Origin of the sequence: uncultured Microbacterium sp., assembly GCF_964244775.1 — a bacterium.
In the GTDB taxonomy this organism is placed as follows: domain Bacteria; phylum Actinomycetota; class Actinomycetes; order Actinomycetales; family Microbacteriaceae; genus Microbacterium.
The window spans coordinates 45,290-63,304 of the sequence record NZ_CAXTJR010000007.1 but is presented as its reverse complement, the minus strand read 5'-3'; the positions used below and the strand labels follow the sequence as shown (position 1 = coordinate 63,304).

General features: G+C 66.0%; 21 protein-coding genes and 2 pseudogenes. 5 read left to right on the top strand and 18 right to left on the bottom strand.

Annotated elements, in window-relative coordinates; genetic code table 11:
* The first annotated feature begins 3 nt into the window (after nt 1-3).
* Complete coding sequence (locus ACFE6Z_RS12325) at nt 4-684, top strand: CE1759 family FMN reductase (RefSeq protein WP_375385985.1); 681 nt, start codon at nt 4-6, stop codon at nt 682-684.
* Nucleotides 685-735: 51 nt separating this feature from the next.
* A complete protein-coding gene (locus tag ACFE6Z_RS12320) occupies nt 736-1,299 on the top strand; it encodes an NADPH-dependent FMN reductase (protein WP_375385984.1) in 564 nt (187 codons plus the stop codon).
* An 88-nt stretch (nt 1,300-1,387) separates the two neighbouring features.
* On the opposite strand, the gene ACFE6Z_RS12315 is transcribed toward ACFE6Z_RS12320, so the two are convergent.
* From ACFE6Z_RS12315 to ACFE6Z_RS12300, 4 genes and pseudogenes are all read right to left on the bottom strand, one after another.
* Complete coding sequence (locus ACFE6Z_RS12315; RefSeq protein WP_375385983.1) at nt 1,388-1,909, bottom strand: MarR family winged helix-turn-helix transcriptional regulator; 522 nt, start codon at nt 1,907-1,909, stop codon at nt 1,388-1,390.
* 185 nt (nt 1,910-2,094) lie between these two features.
* Nucleotides 2,095-2,559: a hypothetical protein gene (locus ACFE6Z_RS12310; protein ID WP_375385982.1), complete on the bottom strand. Its 465-nt coding sequence runs from the start codon at nt 2,557-2,559 to the stop codon at nt 2,095-2,097.
* A pseudogene (locus ACFE6Z_RS12305) lies at nt 2,516-2,605 on the bottom strand (transcriptional regulator); the annotation flags it as partial. The pseudogene ACFE6Z_RS12305 and the gene ACFE6Z_RS12310, both read right to left, overlap by 44 nt.
* A 29-nt stretch (nt 2,606-2,634) precedes the next feature.
* Nucleotides 2,635-2,967 (bottom strand): helix-turn-helix domain-containing protein, encoded by a 333-nt coding sequence (locus ACFE6Z_RS12300; RefSeq protein ID WP_375385981.1) that lies wholly within the window; start codon nt 2,965-2,967, stop codon nt 2,635-2,637.
* 150 nt (nt 2,968-3,117) lie between these two features.
* Here ACFE6Z_RS12300 and ACFE6Z_RS12295 point away from each other — a divergent pair, with 150 nt between their 5' ends.
* Nucleotides 3,118-3,957, top strand: coding sequence for an SDR family NAD(P)-dependent oxidoreductase (locus tag ACFE6Z_RS12295; protein ID WP_375385980.1), 840 nt, complete (start codon nt 3,118-3,120; stop codon nt 3,955-3,957).
* Nucleotides 3,958-4,108: 151 nt separating this feature from the next.
* On the opposite strand, the gene ACFE6Z_RS12290 is transcribed toward ACFE6Z_RS12295, so the two are convergent.
* Together ACFE6Z_RS12290 and ACFE6Z_RS12285 are read right to left on the bottom strand one after the other, a co-directional pair.
* Nucleotides 4,109-4,756 carry a GNAT family N-acetyltransferase gene (locus ACFE6Z_RS12290; protein WP_375385979.1) on the bottom strand — a complete coding sequence of 216 codons (648 nt, stop codon included), beginning with the start codon at nt 4,754-4,756 and terminating at the stop codon, nt 4,109-4,111.
* A gap of 249 nt (nt 4,757-5,005) precedes the next feature.
* Nucleotides 5,006-6,217, bottom strand: a complete 1,212-nt coding sequence (locus ACFE6Z_RS12285; RefSeq protein WP_375385978.1) for an FAD-dependent oxidoreductase — start codon at nt 6,215-6,217, stop codon at nt 5,006-5,008.
* Nucleotides 6,218-6,274: 57 nt separating this feature from the next.
* Between ACFE6Z_RS12285 and ACFE6Z_RS12280 the strand changes: the two genes are divergently transcribed.
* On the top strand, nt 6,275-6,754 hold the full coding sequence (locus ACFE6Z_RS12280; RefSeq protein ID WP_375385977.1) for a MarR family winged helix-turn-helix transcriptional regulator: 480 nt from the start codon (nt 6,275-6,277) through the stop codon (nt 6,752-6,754).
* Between the two features lie 35 nt (nt 6,755-6,789).
* On the opposite strand, the gene ACFE6Z_RS12275 is transcribed toward ACFE6Z_RS12280, so the two are convergent.
* The 8 genes from ACFE6Z_RS12275 to ACFE6Z_RS12240 form a co-directional block, all read right to left on the bottom strand.
* On the bottom strand, nt 6,790-7,383 hold the full coding sequence (locus ACFE6Z_RS12275) for a helix-turn-helix domain-containing protein (RefSeq protein ID WP_375385976.1): 594 nt from the start codon (nt 7,381-7,383) through the stop codon (nt 6,790-6,792).
* A 9-nt stretch (nt 7,384-7,392) separates the two neighbouring features.
* Nucleotides 7,393-8,631: an allantoate amidohydrolase gene (locus tag ACFE6Z_RS12270; RefSeq protein ID WP_375385975.1), complete on the bottom strand. Its 1,239-nt coding sequence runs from the start codon at nt 8,629-8,631 to the stop codon at nt 7,393-7,395.
* Complete coding sequence (locus ACFE6Z_RS12265; RefSeq protein ID WP_375385974.1) at nt 8,628-9,761, bottom strand: FAD-dependent oxidoreductase; 1,134 nt, start codon at nt 9,759-9,761, stop codon at nt 8,628-8,630. Before ACFE6Z_RS12265 ends, ACFE6Z_RS12270 begins: the two co-directional genes overlap by 4 nt.
* Nucleotides 9,762-9,788: 27 nt before the next feature.
* Nucleotides 9,789-11,114 (bottom strand): FMN-binding glutamate synthase family protein, encoded by a 1,326-nt coding sequence (locus ACFE6Z_RS12260; RefSeq protein ID WP_375385973.1) that lies wholly within the window; start codon nt 11,112-11,114, stop codon nt 9,789-9,791.
* A gap of 19 nt (nt 11,115-11,133) precedes the next feature.
* Nucleotides 11,134-11,832: a protein glxC gene (locus tag ACFE6Z_RS12255; protein WP_375385972.1), complete on the bottom strand. Its 699-nt coding sequence runs from the start codon at nt 11,830-11,832 to the stop codon at nt 11,134-11,136.
* A complete protein-coding gene (locus ACFE6Z_RS12250; protein WP_375385971.1) occupies nt 11,829-12,758 on the bottom strand; it encodes a glutamine amidotransferase in 930 nt (309 codons plus the stop codon). Before ACFE6Z_RS12250 ends, ACFE6Z_RS12255 begins: the two co-directional genes overlap by 4 nt.
* Nucleotides 12,759-12,798: 40 nt before the next feature.
* Nucleotides 12,799-14,163: a type III glutamate--ammonia ligase gene (gene glnT, locus ACFE6Z_RS12245; protein ID WP_375385970.1), complete on the bottom strand. Its 1,365-nt coding sequence runs from the start codon at nt 14,161-14,163 to the stop codon at nt 12,799-12,801.
* Nucleotides 14,164-14,730: 567 nt separating this feature from the next.
* On the bottom strand, nt 14,731-15,171 hold the full coding sequence (locus tag ACFE6Z_RS12240) for an Hsp20/alpha crystallin family protein (RefSeq protein WP_375385969.1): 441 nt from the start codon (nt 15,169-15,171) through the stop codon (nt 14,731-14,733).
* Between the two features lie 147 nt (nt 15,172-15,318).
* On the opposite strand from ACFE6Z_RS12240, the gene ACFE6Z_RS12235 reads away from it, so the two are divergent.
* Nucleotides 15,319-15,591 carry a MerR family transcriptional regulator gene (locus ACFE6Z_RS12235; RefSeq protein ID WP_375385968.1) on the top strand — a complete coding sequence of 91 codons (273 nt, stop codon included), beginning with the start codon at nt 15,319-15,321 and terminating at the stop codon, nt 15,589-15,591.
* A gap of 149 nt (nt 15,592-15,740) precedes the next feature.
* Here ACFE6Z_RS12235 and ACFE6Z_RS12230 read toward each other — a convergent pair.
* From ACFE6Z_RS12230 to ACFE6Z_RS12215, 4 genes and pseudogenes are all read right to left on the bottom strand, one after another.
* Nucleotides 15,741-15,968 (bottom strand): annotated as a pseudogene (locus ACFE6Z_RS12230) (transposase); the annotation flags it as partial.
* A gap of 47 nt (nt 15,969-16,015) precedes the next feature.
* Nucleotides 16,016-16,495 carry an AAA family ATPase gene (locus tag ACFE6Z_RS12225; protein ID WP_375385967.1) on the bottom strand — a complete coding sequence of 160 codons (480 nt, stop codon included), beginning with the start codon at nt 16,493-16,495 and terminating at the stop codon, nt 16,016-16,018.
* A gap of 173 nt (nt 16,496-16,668) precedes the next feature.
* Nucleotides 16,669-17,217: a hypothetical protein gene (locus ACFE6Z_RS12220; RefSeq protein WP_375385966.1), complete on the bottom strand. Its 549-nt coding sequence runs from the start codon at nt 17,215-17,217 to the stop codon at nt 16,669-16,671.
* 358 nt (nt 17,218-17,575) lie between these two features.
* Nucleotides 17,576-17,974 (bottom strand): hypothetical protein, encoded by a 399-nt coding sequence (locus ACFE6Z_RS12215; RefSeq protein WP_375385965.1) that lies wholly within the window; start codon nt 17,972-17,974, stop codon nt 17,576-17,578.
* Between the last annotated feature and the right edge of the window lie 41 nt (nt 17,975-18,015).

The window sequence follows — 18,015 nt, the reverse complement described above, 5'->3', positions numbered from 1 at the left end:
GACATGCACACCACCGACCGCACGTACCGGATCGTGGCGATCAGCGCCGGAGTCAGCGAACCGTCGTCGACGCGGCTCCTCACCGACCGACTCACGCAGAAGAGCCTGCAGCACCTCGAACAGCTGGGCCTGGTCGCCGAGGGTGGAGTCATCGAACTGGCGCCCATCGCGGGCGAGATCGCCCGCGCGACGACGACCGGCTACCCCGGCGAACTGCTGCGCGAGAAGATGCGCCAAGTCGCCCAGGCCGACGCGATCATCGCGGTCACTCCGGTTTACAAGGCGGGGCCGAGCGGTCTGTTCAAATCGTTCTTCGACATCCTCGACGACGACGTCCTGATCGCCAAGCCGGTGCTGCTCGGCGCAACGGCCGGAAGTGGCCGGCACGCGCTGGTGATCGACCAGCAGATGCGGCCGCTGTTCGCGTACTTGCGGGCGCTGACGCTGCCGACGTCCGTCTTCGCCGCGTCGGAAGACTGGAGCTCGACCGAGCTCGGGTCTCGCATCGACCGTGCCGCGATCGAGCTCTCGCAGCTCGTCGCGAGTGATGTCGCCGCACAGATCAGCGGAAAGACGTGGGATGCTCACCGCCACGACGACAGTCGGACGACGTCTGAGCAGCTCATCGAGGACGACGCTTTCGACTACGACTCGCCGCTGATGCGGCTTGCCGTCGGTCGCTGATCAGCCTCTGCCCCCGCACATCCGGCGGGGCAGCCATCAAGAAAGGAACACATGTCCGACCTGAAGATCGCCATCATCCTGGGCAGCACCCGTCCGGGTCGTAACGGTGCCGCCGTCGCCGAGTGGGTACTCGAGCGCGCCGCGAATCGCGAGGCCACCTACGAACTCATCGACCTCGCCGATTTCCCGCTCCCGCACCTCGACGAGCCCGTCCCGCCTTCGATGGGCAGCTACACGAACGACCACACCAAGGCATGGGCCGAGAAGATCGGCGCGTACGACGGATTCGTCTTCGTCACCCCGGAGTACAACCACTCCACCTCTGGCGTGCTGAAGAACGCCATCGACTATCTCTATGCCGAGTGGAACAACAAGGCCGCAGGTTTCGTCGCCTATGGCTCGCTCGGTGGCGCGCGCGCGATCGAGCACCTGCGCGGTATCTCGGCCGAGCTCCAGATCGCCGACGTGCGTCAGCAGCTGAGCTTCTCGCTGTTCACCGACTTCGAGAACTTCAGCACGTTCGCTCCGGGACCCCAGCACCAAGCCGCGGCAGACACGCTGTTCGACCAGCTCGAGGCGTGGGCCGGCGCCCTGAAGCCGCTTCGCGCGGCCTGACCCGGCAGACGACCTAACGGAAGAGCTTCCCCGAGATCTCGGGGAAGCTCTTCCTGCGATTACGCTGCGAGCGGCTGGTCCGCTGGCCTCAGCCGGTCGGCGACGGCGGGTGACCAGCATCCCCCTGCTCATCGTCTCCCGCGCCGATGAGCTTCGCGCAGAGTCGTGTCATCTGCTGAAGTTCATCGGGTGAGAGGCGCTCGCTCATCGCCGTCAGGATCTCGCGCGCGTGGATGCGGCCTATTCGGCGCTGGGCGTCGGCGCCGGCGGTGGTGAGCACGAGCCGGGTTGCGCGTCCATCCTCGGGATCGGGCACTCGCTCGACGAGGCCCTTCTCGACGAGCCTTCCGGCGAGACGAGAGATGCCCGCCTGGGTGAGCAGCACGTCCTCGCCGAGGTCGGTGATCCGGACGCCGTCGGGAGCTTTCGTCAACTCATAGAGCACGCCGTACTCGGGGCCGGCGAGTTCGCCCCACGCGTCGCCCGCTCGCAGATCTCGCTCGATCGTGGCGCTCGCGCGAAAGAGCGCCTCCCAGGCCTCGACGGCGATGCGTCCGACGCTCTCCATGGCCCACGTCCCGTGATTCTGCAAGATGCGCTCTCGCAGCATCGACCCTAGCCGACGCTCAGTGACCGCTGAAGGGCGTCGGTGTCGCGGTAGAGCGTGCTCCTCTCGGTTCGCTCTGAGCGAACGCCTCGACGGGATGCTGAGCATGCGACCTCGTCGTTACAATCGTGCTCGGCATCCCCGTCATCGGCCTCGTAAGCGAATCAGCTTGCGGACTCGTTCGGTGCTCATCGGCTCGCTTCCTGAGTCGCCGTCTCTGTGAGGTTGGCAAGCAGCTGCAGGCGTTCGTCGGTAGCTGATCCGGGTGCGGCCGAGAAGACAAGCATCTGCAGACCCCTGTCGGATGCGAGGTCCATGGCCTGGAAAGTGAGGTCGAGATCTCCGACTACCGGGTGATGAACGGTCTTCAAGCCCGTGCGGTGCTCGCGTACGTCGTGGGCGCCCCACAGTTTGCGGAACAGGTCGCTGCGTGTGGAGAGTTCGCCGACGAGGTCGCTCAGTTGCCGGTCGTAGGGGGATCGACCGGCTTCGGCGCGGAGTATCGCGACGATCTGGCGGGGTTTGCGCTTCCCATTCGCGGTAGAAGGTCTGCGCGCGAGGGTCGAGGAAGATGAACCGGGCGGCGTTAACCGGTGGTCGCGCGTCGTCGAACATCTCGGAGAACAGAGCGCGCCCGAGCTTGTTGGTGGCAACCGCGTCCAGGCGTCCGTTCTGTACGAAGACGGGCACGGTCGACATGGCGTCGATAGTCTGCTGCATTCCGGCGGTCAACTGAGACTTGCGAGCTGTCCGCGGGCGTTGCTGCGGGTGGGCGCCGGCGTTGCGGCGCGGACCAGGTCGTAGAGGTGGGCGTGCTCTGCGTCGTCGAGGTGCAGGGCGCGGCTGATGCCGTCGATGACCACATCCGAGACCCCTTTGGCGTTTCCCCGTTCGAGCCGTTTGTAGTACTCGGCGCTCATCCCTGCCACCAGGGCGACCTCTTCGCGACGCAGCCCCGGCACGCGGCGGCGACCACCGAAATCGGGTAGCCCCACTTCCGCGGGGGTGAGTTTTGCTCGCCGGGTGGTGAGGAACTCGCTGATGTCGCCGTGGGTGTCCATGTCTTCGACGGTACGCCGCTCCCACGGCTGTAGGGGGTCCCTGATGGGACACCCGTAGGGAGGGCCACGCTAAGTCGGGCGAGAGCGCGTTGACTCAAATCATCAGCCGCCGCAACAGGTGGGCAACAGAATTTGGGAGAGGCAATATTCATGAGCAGAAACGTGTGGTTCATCACCGGAGCGGGCCGCGGCCTCGGCATCGACATCGCCCAGTCCGCCCTCGATGCCGGGCACTCTGTCGTCGCGACCGGCCGCGACGCCGCCCGTGTGGAGAACGCGATCGGTGTGCATGAGAACCTCCTCGCTGTCGCGCTCGACATCACCGACCCGGCTGCGGCCGATACCGCCACAGCGGCCGCGGTGGAGCGGTTCGGTCGCATCGATGTCGTCGTCAACAACGCTGGCAACTTCTACGCCGGCTACTTCGAGAACACCAGCCCGGCGCAGCTCCGCGCGCAGATGGAGACGAACTTCTTCGGCCCCCTCAACGTCACCCGCTCGATTCTGCCGGTGATGCGCAAGCAGCGCTCCGGGCAGGTCATCACTGTGACTTCCGCCGCCGGTCTGATGGGTCAAGAGTTTGTCGCCGCCTACGCCGCTTCGAAGTTCGCCCTGGAGGGATGGATGGAATCGCTGCGCTTCGACGTGGAACGGTTCGGAATCAAGACGATGGCGGTAGAGCCGGGCTTCTTCCGCACCGAGCTGCTAGTCGAAGGCGCATCAACGATCTGGGCCGAGCTGGACATTGAGGACTACGCCGAACTCACCGCGCAGACCATCGAGGCATGGAAGGGCATGAACGGCCTGCAGGCCGGCGACCCGAAGAAGCTCGCCGAGGCTCTGGTCACCCTGTCTGACTCCGACGAGCTGCCGCTGCGGTTCCTCGCCGGTGCCGACGTTATGGACGGTGAGGAGAAGAACCTCGCCACCATCCAGGCCCAGATCGACGCTCGCCGCGAGTTGTCAGCCTCACTCGCATTCGACGCGTGAGCTGAAAAGCTGCAAATCGTGCCCGGGGCAAGGGGGAAAGACCACGAGGAACCCATCACCGCCCTCATCGCCGGCATCGCACTCGCGTTGACCTCGCGGGCGCTACCGTCATCACCGCGACCATCAACGACGTGGGCGACTGGTAGGCGCGTTACTCGAGTCCTGCGTAGGCGCGGAACTTCTCCGCGCCGCGGACGCGAACCGGATGCGGCGGTCTCACGAAGTTCGCGGGATGCAGGATGAATTTGGTGTGAGGAGCAGCCCGGCCGTCTCTTAGTTCGAGTCGTTGCCCATTGCGCTCATAACCCACCTTTTTGCTGACCGCGGCTGAAGCGGGATTGTCGTCGTAGGCGCCGCTCGTGATGGCCACAGCGCCGAGCTCGTCGAAGAGGAACGCACACATGGCCTGACGCATCAGCGTTCCCACACCGCGATTCTGCGCGTCGCTCGCAAGCCAGGAGAAGGTGTCGGGCGTCCGAAGCTCTGGGAACGCCGTCGCCTCGGCTCCTTGAACCCCGACGACCCGCCCGCCGAGGCGCACGACCAGTGACAGCTCCCATTGTTCGGGGGTGAAGGTGCTCCGCTGCCTCCAAAACTTCCGCGCGAGCGTCGCGCCGCGCTCTTGTTCGGGCAGTCCTGCCCAGTTTTCCGGGAAAGGGCGTAGTGAATCGGGATGAACGTCGGCCGCTGCATCCAGGAGCTCGAGCATGTCATCGTCACGGATGGCGGTCAGCTCGAGTGGTCCACACGATATGTGCAGGTGAAAGGGGGGCCATAGGCCCTCGAAAGCGATAGGCATGGTCGGTGCTCCTCGTGGGTTCGATCGGTTGGCCTCGATATCGCGCGAACTCGCCCGCAATCGGCTCGCAGTAGCGAATCACGGATGCATGCAACGGCGCCCGTAGATCACACGAGCGGGCCCGCGACTCACACGAGGTTTCCTGCAGGATGCCGAAAGTGCGCCACCCAAGATCGCGTGGCTCTCATCCTCGTCTCTCTCCAGTCGTGTGCTGTCACTCCTTCCGCGCCCCCAGGGGTGGGCGAAGCGTCAGACGGGGATGGGAGTTATGGGCTTGTCGAACTCGATATGGTGCCCCTGGAGCCACATCATTGACTGGCCGCCATCTTTTGCTGCAGCGCGGAACTTGCCTGGTAGGAACGCGTCGCGGATGACGCGCATGACAGGGCCGGCCGCCTTCTCGGACGATGAGCGGTGGCCGTTCTCAACGATCTTCTCCACGCGCTCACGGCGTAGCGCGTCGTAGGTCGTGAACGCGGAAGCGGTGGTCGGGCAGTCGCGCAGGCACTGGGCGAGGATCACGGCGTCTTCGAGCGCCATGGATGCGCCCTGTCCAGATGCGGGTGAGGTCGCATGCGCGGCGTCGCCGATGACGATCATGCGGGCCCCGTCGTGCCACTTCTTCACGACCGGCAAGTCGTAGGTTGCCCAGCCCTCAATCGGACCGGGGGTCGCGTCGATGATCGCGGACGCGGGGCCGGCGTCGCCGTCCATAAGTTCGTGGAGCGACCGACGCCACTGCTGGTCGGTGATCTTCGCGAGCTCGCCGCGGGCGGGCTCTTGCTTCATCGGTGGGTTAGCGAACCAGATGGCGCCTCCATCGTCGGTGTTCATCCACGCAAAGAATGACTTGGTACCGAACTGCATCCGGAAGTCATGCCTGGGCGCGGGCACCGAGAACCCGGGGATGTATTCACCGACGTTGAGCACCGGAACATACCGCGGCGCGGGGGCGGTGGGGTCGATCAACCGGCGAAGTTTGGAGTGGATGCCGTCGGCTCCGATGAGGACGTCGCCGGTCGCCTCTGAGCCGTCTTCGAACAGAGCGGTCACACCGCCGGGTGCCATCCGGGCGGTGGTGAATCGCTTGTTGTGGTGCACCTTCACGCCGTGCGACCGTGCCATCTCGGCAAGTGCCTGGAAGAGATCGGCGCGCGCAACCATGCGTGAACTGAGGCCGTCAGGGCGCCGGAAGGCCATGGGCATCTGGCCGAGGTCCTTGAGTTTGCCGTTGACGAAGCTCATCGTCTCCACCGGGTAGCCCAGTTGCTCGACCCAGTGCCCCGCTCCGATCGATCGAAGCGCGTCGAGGCCGTTCGCCTGGAAGTTCAGCCATGAGCCCCGCGGGTTCGCATCTTCCGCCTGTGCCTCGAAGAGCTTGACTTCCATCCCGATCTTGGTCAGCGCGACCGCAGCTGTCGGCCCGGCGACTCCGCCGCCGATGATGAGTACTTTTGTCATTCCGTTGTCTCCGGTGTTATCTTGATTGTCAAACGATCTTCACTGGAAGAAGCTTGAATGTCAAGTGACTTGACCGTCAAGGTGCAGCGGCTCGGTGCGAGCATGCAGGCCTATCAGGCAGCCGTTGACGATTTCGACCGCGAATGTGCGCGCCTGCTCGGCGTGAACTCGACCGACCTGCGCTGCCTCGAGATTCTCGTCACCGAGCCGGACGTGGAGATCACGCCCAAAATGATCGCCCAGCGCCTGAACCTCACGAGCGGGAGCGTCACCACGATGCTCGATCGCCTAGAGCGTGCGGGCTATGCGGCCCGTGAGCCCCACAACGTCGACCGCCGGAAGACGGTCGTCCGTGCGACACCCGAAGCGCAGCAGCAATCGTGGAGACTGATCGGCCCGGCGCTCGAGGACGGCTTCGCGGTGAGCTCCGCGTACTCAGCGAACGACATCGATGTTGTGGCTCGGTTCGTGACGGAGGTCACCGACACGCAGCGACATCACGTCAACCGACTACGCGAGATGCCCACGCCGCACTGACGGCAGATGCGCTTCGAGCCGTCGTAGTGGAACGGTCAGCGGGTTCTCACCGCAAGGAATCGGATGGGGAGCTCCAGCAGTTCGAGCGGCCCGTGCGGACCCTCCCCATCGAAAAGCAAAGAGTCGCCTGCCGCCATTTCGTACGTATAGCCTCCGTGCCCGTACCTCATTCGACCCTCCAGGATGTAGAGGAACTCCGTGCCAGGGTGTTCAAACAGCGGGAAAACGTTCGACGCATCCGTGAGTGTGACCAAGGTGGGCTCGAGAGCGTCTGGTACATCACGCAAGACTCCCAACATCCGGTACTCGTGGCCATGCTGAGTGCCGCTTCGAATGCCCAGGCTGCCCGCTCCGGCCTTGGTGAATGATGACTCGCGGTCAGTGTCCACGCCGCGAAAGAGCGCCGTCACGGGGATGCTGAATCCCTCCGCGAGCCGCTGCAGTGTCGTGAGCGAGCATGAGGTCGTCGCTGATTCGATGCGCGAGATCATGGCCTTCGACAGTCCGGTGCGGGCCGCGAGATCCGCGGCGGTGAGCCCGAGCTGCGTACGGTAGCGGCGCACCTGCTCAGCGATCACCGGCTCCAGCCCGCCGACGCCGGGGTCGCGCTCCTCGGCCCCGGCTGTCATGGCGTCAGTCTACGTGGGCGGATGCGGCGCCCTGGGGCCGGGGGACGCTAGGGCGGCGAGCACGTCTGCGAGCTGCGCCGCGCCGATCTCGGCGTCGGCGTCTTCCACCAGCTCCTCCGGTGAGTGCGAGATGCCGGTGGGGTTGCGGACGAACAGCATCGCCGTCGGGATGTGTTCGGCGAGGATACCCGCATCGTGGCCGGCGCCGGTGCCGAGCTCGACCGCGTAGGGCAGCGTGGCGCGCAGCGTCGAGCGCAGACCCGCGTCGAAGTGAACCGTCGGGCTCAGCGATTCCTCCGTCGTGGTGGCGACGCATCCTTCCTCTGCACCGACACGGGCGACGAGATCGCGGATGCGGGAGACCAGCGACGCGGTGACCGCGGTGTCGGGGTGGCGCACGTCGAGCCAGAACGAGACGCGTGAGGCGATCACGTTGGTGCCGCTCGGGACCGGCACGAGCCTGCCGACGGTCGCGCGCGCGTCGTAGACGGCGCACGCGGCGTCGCGAATCTCGACGATCATCCGGGACGCCGCGACCATGGGATCGTGCCGGTCGCTCATCAGCGTCGTACCGGCGTGGTTGCCCTGGCCGTCGATCGTGATGCGCCACCGGCCGTGGGCGAGGATCGATGCGCCGATCGCGACCGGCTGACCGATGTCGATGAGGCCGCGGCCTTGCTCGACGTGCAGTTCGACGAACGCCTCGATGCTCTCGAGCAGCTCGTGGTCCGCGCCGATGTGGGCCGGATCGAGACCGTCGCGTCGGAGCACGTCGGCGAACGTGTCGCCGGCGTCGTCGCGCAGCGCGAGCGCGCGCGACGGATCCACCGCGCCCGCGGCGAGACGAGAGCCGAGGCACGCGAGTCCGAAGCGCGAGCCTTCTTCCTCGGGGAAGACGGCTACGTCGATCGGGCGATTCAGACGCACGCCGCGCGCGGCGAGCAGGTCGATTGCGACGAGCGCGGATGCCACCCCCAGCGGCCCGTCGTACCCGCCGCCGCCCGGGACGGAATCGAGGTGGCTGCCGGTGACGATCGCCTTGCCGTCAACACTGGCGGGGTTCCACCGGGCCCAGGTGATTCCGTTGCGGTCGCGTCGCACGTCGAGGCCGCGACGCTCCGCATGCGCGACGAACCATTCGCGGAGTTCGGTCTCGGTCCTGGAGTAGCCCTGTCTGCTGTAACCCCCCCGCGCGCTGTCGCGACCGATGCCGGCGATCTCACCGAGAAGACCCGCAACGCCCGTCACGCGGCGACCTTGAGTGTCAGCGGACGGAACCGGATGGGGACGCCCGACTCATTGCTGACGAGGCGGGCGGCCAACTCGCCGACGAGCGGCGCGAACTTCGCGCCGTGACCCGAGCAGGGCGACAGGATCGTGATCCCCCCGACGCGGTCGATCACGAAGTCTTCCTCCGGTGTGTTCGTGAACACGCAGGTGGTGGCGGCGTACGGCTCCGGCTCGAGACCGGGCAGGTGCTCACGCACCCACGAGATCAGCCGGTCCCGGGATGCAGCGTCGATGCCACCGTCGTTGTCGCGGGAGGAGTCGATCACCGGGCCTCCGTTGTACTGGGCGACCTTCTGGCCGGCGAAGTCGGCGTCGCGACCGCCCGGCAACCCGTACACGTCGATGTCGTCGCCTTTGTAGATGAGCGTCGGCCAAGCCGCGCCGCCGTCGCGGTAGGGAAAGTGCAGCGCGAACTCCTTCTTGACCTGGAGGCGCGGGAAGCGCGCGATCCGCTCGTGCGGCAGATCGAGCGCGCCGAGCAACTCGGGGAGCCAACCACCGGCGGCGACGACCACCTGATCGGTCTCGAACCGCTCGCCGTCCAGTGCGTGGACGATGTACCCCGAGCCGTCCCGCTCCACTCGGATCACTTCCACGCCGGTGTGCACCTCGGCGCCCGCAGCGGTCGCAAGATCGAGCATGGCGTGAACGCTCTCGTGCGCGTCGATGACGCCGGCGCCCTTATGCCACAGCACGGGGCCTCGGGTCGCGATCCCGGGCCATCGGCTCAGCGCCTGTTTCGCATCGAGCAGCTCGTGATCGATACCTGAATCGGCCAGAACCGCAGCGAGCCTGGCAGGATCTCGGCGGATGCCGAAGTCGACGGCGCCGGTGGGTGTGATGAGGCGGCGGCCCGCCGCATCCTGCAGCTGCTCCCATCCGGTGTGGGCGTCCTGCGCGAGCCGCGTGTAGAACGGGTCGGGGTAGGCGTAGCGGAAGATGCGGGCGGAGCCGTGCGAGCTGCCCTTCTCACTCGCGGGCACGTCGCGCTCGAGAACGAGCACAGCGTGCCCGCGGAGGGCGAGGCGGTAGGCGGCTGCGGCACCGGCGAGGCCGGCACCTATGACCGCGATGATCTGCTGGGTCACTGCGATGTCTCTCTTCGGTGAACGGGGTCAGCTCGAACCGGGGATCCAACTGGTGCCGGCGAGTGGTACGCCGGCCATCGCAGCCGACTCGACAGTCAGGGCCACGAGGTCTTCCGGCTCGAGGTTGCGCACGTGCGACTTGCCGCACGCCCGCGCGATGGTCTGCGCCTCGAGGGTCAGTACCCGAAGGTAATTCGCCAGGCGGCGGCCGCCCTCGACCGGGTCGAGCCGAGCCGAGAGTTCGGGATCCTGCGTCGAGATGCCCGCAGGGTCGCGTCCGTCCTGATAGTCGTCGTAGTAGCCGGCCGCCGAGCCGAGCTTGCGGTACTCGTCGTCGAAGCGAGGGTCGTTGTCGCCGAGGGCGATGAGCGCCGCTGTGCCGATCGCGACCGCATCCGCTCCGAGAGCCAGCGCCTTCGCCACGTCTGCGCCGTTGCGGATGCCGCCCGAGACGATGAGCTGCACCCCGGTGCGATGAACGCCGAGCTCCTGCAACGCGCGAACGGCGGGGCGGATCGCGGCGAGCGTCGGTATGCCCACATGCTCGATGAACACCTGCTGCGTGGCGGCGGTCCCGCCCTGCATGCCGTCGAGGACGACGACATCGGCTCCCGCCTTCACCGCAAGAGCGGTGTCGTAGTAGGGCCGGGAGGCACCGATCTTCACGTAGATGGGCTTGCGCCAGTCGGTGATCTCCCGGATCTCCGCGATCTTGATGGTGAGATCGTCGGGGCCGGTCCAGTCGGGGTGCCGGCTGGCCGAGCGCTGATCGATGCCGACCGGCAGGGTGCGCATGCCGGCGACGCGTTCGCTGACCTTCTGGCCGAGGAGCATGCCGCCTCCGCCGGGCTTCGCGCCCTGGCCGAGCACGATCTCGATCGCGTCGGCCTTGCGGAGGTCGTCAGGGTTCATCCCGTATCGCGAAGGAAGGTACTGGTAGACCAGCCGCGTGGACTGGCCCCGCTCCTCGGGTGTCATGCCACCGTCGCCGGTGGTGGTGGAGGTTCCGGCTTCGCTGGCGCCGCGACCGAGGGCCTCCTTCGCATTGGCGGACAGCGCGCCGAAGCTCATGCCCGCGATCGTGACGGGAATGTCCAGCGTGATGGGCTCGAGCGCGTTCCTGGCACCGAGGGTGACGTCGGTGCCGCACCGCTCGCGGTAACCCTCGAGCGGGTAGCGCGACATGCTCGCACCCAGGAACAGCAGGTCGTCGAAGTGGGGCAGCGAACGCTTGGCGCCCCAGCCGCGGATGTCGTAGATGCCGGTGGATGCTGCGCGCTGGATGTCGTTGATGGTGGCGCGGTCGAAGGTCGCGGATTCGCGGAGACCGCGGGCGGCGAGATCGGTGTTCATTTGGTTGCTCCTCAACGGCTCAATACGCGCCGGCGTTGTCGACTTTGAAGTGATAGAGGTTGCGGGCCGAGCCGTACCGGCGGAACTGCGACGGTTCTTCCGTTCGTCCGGCGCGCAGGAGCAGATCGGCGAGCTCGGCCAGGTGCTCCTCGCGCATGGGCTTCTCGATGCAGTCGGCACCGAGGGAAGCGACCGTGCCGCGGACGTAGATGCGCGCCTCGTAGATCGAGTCGCCGAGGGCTTCCCCTGCGTCGCCGCAGACGACGAGGCGACCGGCCTGCGCCATGAACGCAGACGCGTGGCCGATGCTGCCCCCCACGACGATGTCCACCCCCTTCATGGAGATGCCGCAGCGGGCGCCGGTGTTGCCGTCGACGATCACCAGCCCGCCGTGGCCGGTCGCCGCGGTGGACTGCGATGCGTCGCCAGTGACGTGAACCGTGCCCGACATGATGTTCTCGGCGAGGCCGACGCCGGCACTACCGTGCACGGTGACCGCACCGGATTTGTGCATGCCCGCGCAGTAGTAGCCGACGTGTCCGTTGACCGTCACGTCGATGTCGGCGTCTATCCCGACCGCGATGTTGTGCTGGCCGAGCGGCGAGTCGACGACCCAGGCGGAGCCGGTCACCGCCTCGTGCAGCGCCTGGTTCAGGGAGCGAACGGAGGCGTCGGCCAGGTCGACGCGGGTGGTTTCTGCGAGGGTCGAGGTGGTCACAGGACTGCTCCTTCGATGACGGGGACGGACACGTTCCAGGTGTAGATGACGCCGGGAGACGGCTCGAAGATTCGCGCACTCTCGATGCCGGGAAGGCCCGCAAGCGCGCGGTATTCAGAGGCCATCGCGACCCAGTCGTCGGTCTCGGCGATGATCGCCGGCTTGCACGCGATGGGGTCGCGGACGACGGCCATGCTGTCGGCGGTGGTCACCACGAGGGTGTAGAAGCCGTCGAACACCTCGCCGAGCCGCTCGAGCGCGGTCGTCAGATCCTCGTGATGGGTCGACATCCGCCATGCGATGAACCGTGCTGCGACCTCGGAGTCGTTCTCGCTGTCGAAGTGCACACCTTCTTGGCGCAGCATCCGCCGGATGGAGGCGTGATTGCTGAACGAGCCGTTGTGCACGAGGCAGAGGTCTTCCGCGACCGTGAATGGGTGCGCGCCCGAAGCGGTGACGGCTGACTCGGTGGCCATGCGGGTGTGCGAGAGACCCTGCGTGCCGCTTGTGGAGGTCAGCTTGTACGTCTCGGCGAGCTCGACAGGGTGACCGACGCCCTTGAGCACGGCGACGTGCGAGCCGCGCCCGATGACTTGCGCGTGGGGGGCCGCTTCCGCGATCGCCGACTCGAGCACGGCTGGCGTGGTGCGGGCGTTCACGAGCGTCGTTTCGGCGTAGTCGGTGACGGAGACCGCGGATGCGGGCAGCAGTTCCGTGAGCCGGGATGCGAGCACGTCCACACCGGGGCCGCCGATGAGTGTGACCGTCGCCGAGCCCTCGGGAGTGAGTGTCGCCGAGTCGTACAGCGCCAGACCGGCGGAGTCGGGGCCCCGCTCGACGATCTCGCACAGCATGCCGTGCATCAGCGCGCCGAGCTGGCCGCGCAGGGCGGGGTTGCGGATCTGGAGTGCCGCGATGCCGCACATGGTGTTCCCTTCGTCGTTCGTGTGGTCGCCGGAGCAGGGCTCAGTAGGCGGTGAGGTAGTGGTCGAGTTCCCAGTCGGTGACGGTGTTGTGCCAGCGGAGGAACTCGTCCTCCTTGGCGTCGGCGAAGTATGCGCCGACGCCGTGCCCGGCATCCAGCGCTGCCAGCAGCACGGAGTTGTCGCGGAGGGCGTGCACTGCGTGCAGCAGGGTCTGCGGGAGGACAGTGGAGGTCGAGCGTGACTCTCCCGGACCGCACGGGTCGCCGGGGTCTGTCGACATCTCCAGACCGTGCAGGCCCGCGAACACAGTCGCCGCGAGGGCGAGGTAAGGGTTCGCCGAGCCATCGCCAGCGCGAAGCTCGATGCGATTGCCGTCCGGCACGCGGATGAAGTGGGTGCGGTCGTTGCCGCCATAAGTCGCGTGCTTGGGCGACCAGGTCGCCCCCGACGCGCTCGTGGTGGCGCCGCGGCGCTTATAAGAGTTGACGCTCGGGGCGAGGAAGAGCTGCAGGCCCGGCGCGTGCTCCAACACGCCGCCGACGAACGCGTATGCCGTGTCGGAGAGGCCGAGCCCGCGCGGGTCGCCGTGCGCAGGGAACGCTGCACCGTCGTCGTTCCACAGCGAGATGTGCATGTGCAGGCCGCTGCCCGCCCGGTCGGTGAACGGCTTCGGCATGAAGGTCGCCGTCATCCCGCGCTGCTCGGCGAGCATGCTGATGAGGTAGCGGAGGGTGATGACCCGGTCCGCCGTGACCAGAGCGTCGTCATAGGCGAAGTTCTGCTCGAACTGTCCGGGAGCGTCCTCGTGGTCGTTGGCGTAGTTTTCCCACCCGAGCGCGTTCATGGCCTCGCTCACGGCGGAGAGATGGTCGTACATGCGCGTGACGCCGCGGGCGTCGTAGCAGGAACGCGCACCCTCGTCACGGCGGTCGGCGGTCACGAGTGCACCGGCCTCGTCGCGGTCAACGAGGAAGTACTCGACCTCAGCACCGACCTTGGCGCGGAGACCCCGCTCGGCGAGTGCGGCGATCGCGCGCTTGAGGATGACGCGCGGTGCGAAAGGCCATGGTTCTCCGTTCACGTGCGGGTCGCAGTGCACGATTGCTAGGCCCTCTCGCACGAACGGGATCGGCGCGTACGAATCCAGGTCGGGCACGGCGATGAGGTCGGTGTCCTGCGGCTTCTGGCCGATGAGGCCCGCGGCGAAGCCGGCGAAGCCGAGCTCGCCGTCCTCCAGTTGGTCTGCGGCGGCGGTGGGCACCAGTTTCGCGCAGGGCTTGCCGTTGAGGTCGACGAAGACGGCGAGGATGAAGCGGACGCCATCAGCGAGTGCGCGGTCGCGCAACCGCACTCGCTCGCCGAGCTCGACGCGTTCGGATTGATGAGGCGGAGCTGTGATGGTCACGGGACCTCCGAAGTTGAAGTTCACTGTAATGCAATCTGATTGCTTCACAGTAACTTCGGGGATCGCGGCTGATGTCACGTCCGTGTTACGCCTAGGTAAAGTTCGCGCGGGCCAGGCGACTGTCCAGCAGGAGCTCCGTTCGCGTCTGGTCGAGATAGCGGAGGATGCCTGGATGCCGCGGCAGCTGGCAGTGGTTCCGGCCGTGGCATGACGAAACCCGCAGACCCTGGGTCTGCGGGTTTCGCGTGAGCTACCGGTGGTCCGCCGGGGGTGACCGGACTCGAGTTCCGACGTTGATCTGGCGCTCCTGATGCCTGTCCATTCGCACTGGAGCTTCTCGTCCGCCCGGCCCGTCGTGTGCCGGGAAGGCCGGACGGGGAGTCGCTCGGGTTGCGAGGGAGTCTGCCAGTCCGGAGGCCTGCATGATGGCGAGAAACTCTCTGTCCACCCACTCCGGGTCGGCCAGCAGCATCTGCAGATCGTCTCGTTCGCCCGCGTCGAGCTCAGTAAGGGTGATCGTCGTCAAGATCATCTGCCCACCTCCGCTGTGGTGTGTGGTGTTTCGCGTCAGGAAAGGATGCTGGCGGTCTCCTTTCCCGTGTTGACGGGGTCGCTGCTGGTGATGCTGATCTTGCGGGGCTTGGCCTGCTCGGCGACGGGGATCCGTAGCCGCAGGACGCCCGCCGTGTAGTCGGCGTCGACCCTCTCGGTATCCAGCGCGTCGCCCAGGACGAGCTGACGGCTGAAGACACCCCACGGCCGTTCCGCGGCGACCATATTCGACGCGTCCGGCATCCGGCTCAGCCGCTCTGCCTTGATGGTGAGCACATTGCGTTCCACGTCGATGTCGAGCCTTCCCGGGTCGATGCCGGGGAGGTCGAGTTCGACGACGAAGTCGTCTCCCTCGCGCCACGCGTCCAGGGGCATCCCACTGGGTCGGGTCACGGTTCCGAACACCTGCTGAGTGAGCCGGTCGAGTTCACGGAACGGGTCATGTTGCAACAGCATTTCTGATCTCCTCCAATTCACTAGTTCGGTTGATCCCTCGACACTTCTATGTCGTTGGGTATAGATTTTATAACTCCACCACACCCAATCTCGCAAGTCCGTTCGCGAAGATTCTTGAGGAGCTGAATGTCTGAGGACGCACGCGGGGTGTACGCGATCGCGGTCGCAGCGGAACTGACCGGGCTGGGCGAACAGACGCTGCGTCTTTATGAACGCAAAGGTCTCCTGACACCCGCCAGGACAGCCGGTGGCACCCGGCGTTACAGCGTCGACGACCTCGCTGTGCTCAGGCGAATCGCCGAACTGCTTGCCGAAGGCATCAACCTCCTCGGTGCCCGACGTGTCCTCGAACTCGAAGCCGCCAACGACCGCCTGGAGAAGCGGATCGATGATCTCATTCGAGAGCGATCGCGCAAGTAGTCAGCTACGAAGTCGACCGGAAGGTCGACAACACTCGAACTAGGCGAACTCCGCGTGGCAGGATCCGGTGCCGTCGGCGGAGAAGAAGCACGCGGTCAAGTCCTTGGACGTGGTGTATCGGTGATCGTGTGATCCTTCGTTCTGGGGGGTCAGGCGGTGAGGGCTTGAAGGCCGGGTTCGGTCACCTCCTCGGGTTCAGGGTCGCCGACGCGGCGGGCTTTGGCTATGGCTTCGAGGCCGAGGTAGCGGCGTTGCTCGGTCCACTCGTCGTGTTGCTCGGCGAGCACGGCGCCGACCAGGCGGATGATGCTGTCGCGGCTGGGGAAGATGCCGACGACGTCGGTGCTGCGACGGATCTCCCGGTTCAATCGTGAACTCCACGATGTGACCGCCCTACATCTCGCTGGCGTGAGTAGGTACGGCCCTAGCTGATGACATCGAGCGGTCCTTCCTCGGGCGTCGGCGGCTCAAACCGCTCGAAGTACTCAGTCGCCGTCTGCTCGGTCAGCGGCCAATCATCCGCCTGCTTACCGTGTCGGCCACCGACCCGGCTCAGGATGGTCTCGAGATCCGTCGCGACGTACACCGTCTTCGGCACGATGCCCTGCGGTGCGAGCAGTGCGCGGTACTCGTCGCGCTGTCGCCGGAACCAGAACCCGAAGTCGAGCACGACGTCCTTCCCCGTTGCCACCTCACGCAATAACCGCGCCTTCAGCTCTGCTGCGATCTCCGCCACAACGTCCGCGGAGGGCATCGTCGTGATTCCGCGATCCCAGAACTCCACCTCGAACGACAAGCGCGTCCAGCCCTGGCGCTCAAGGCGTTTGGCACAGGTCGTCTTGCCTGCGCCACCGGGGCCGCACATCATCACGACGCGGGCTGTTTGAGTCCTGTTCCCTGCCACCGAGCCGAACCTACCGGTCTCGAGTGACGATGAGATCTCGCAACGCTCCGCTCCATCGCTGACTGTGACAGATCGAACTTGATCCGCGCAGGGCGCACTGTGTCCGACCCAATGGGGCTGCGCAACGTGGTTGCCGTGTCAACTCGGGCTCGAGATGGGCGAAGACGCCCCTGCTAGATGATCTGGCGGAGAGCGAATCTGACATCGGGCGAGAAGACGTACAGATCGTCACATCGAAATCCGCGCAGCCACGGCTGACCGTCGACGACGCGCAGGTAGAACCCTTTGGGGAACTCGATGTCGTCGTTCAGCACGGGTGAAGCAACATTCAACGCTCCAGCGGGGGAATGCCCGGCGGACATCACCGAGGTAGACGAGTTGGTCTGCTTTCCCCAGGCCAATCGTAGATAGGGGCCGGTGACGACTGGACAGAGCCCGAGACCGTATTCCTCTGCAGCGGCAAAGACCTGAGGCATCGTTCCGCCATCGGTCAAACCGAGCTCCGCGACCGTGCGGTCCACGATGCGGACCGTCTCGCGCGCGCCGTCATCGAAAATGGGATGCGCCATAAGCGCTTCGGCGTGAGCGTTCAGCGACACACCACTCACACGCAACGCTTCGAAGAGTTGGGTTCGAGATAGGCCTCCGATTTCCAACTCAACAGGATCGCGCCCGGCGTAACCCATCGAGGTTTCGGAGGAGCCGAGCCGGTGATCATCCACCGATTCAGCCTATGCTCGACGCACTTCACGGAAAGGCTGGGAGAGAGCTACAGCTAGCCGGCCGACGGGGTTGTCCCTGATGGACATCGCGTGGCCAAGTCATCCGCGCAACGGACATCTCCGCGCGGAACCTACACGAACCCGCAGGTTCCCGCTGCGGTTGGCACTATGGCCGGGATTCCCCGACAGTTGGCAGTGAAATCGGGACCCCGATTCCATACGAATTGGCAGAGTCCTACGGCTGTATCAGATCGTCGCGTTGCCAGTCGGCCTCCACGTCAGTCCAAGTGCCGCAAGCGGATCCGCATACGGGCAATGCGCGGAAGCGGGGCCGATGCGTCCGAACGCCAAACAGCACTCAGTGGTGTCCGCGTTCGCGAACATTCGCGAACGGGGTGAGCCCGTAGACAGCCTTGAATTGGTCAATGAGGTCGTCCTCGACTCGGTCAGCAGGGTAGCCGGGAGTTTCTTTCCAGCACACAAGCAGCGAATCGGCTTCCTGCAATTGCCAGATCGCACGACCACCCGAGTGGCTAGCGCTCTTCATGCTGAAGGGTTTGAGGCGATCCCGGAGTCCCTCTTGTCCCATGGCCTTGCCGATGTAGACAACGGGTGTGCCGGCAACCCAACAACGATTGAGGTCGTCCAGCGTGTACTTGCGAAGGCGCGCTCGTCTGACCGGGTTCTCCTCAAGGACGGTGTGGGGGCGTTCAATGTCGGGACGCAACACGACGTAGACCCCGTGTCCCTGAGGCACTCCGCGAGGGTTCAGTCCGACTAGTGGAACGAAGCCCGTGA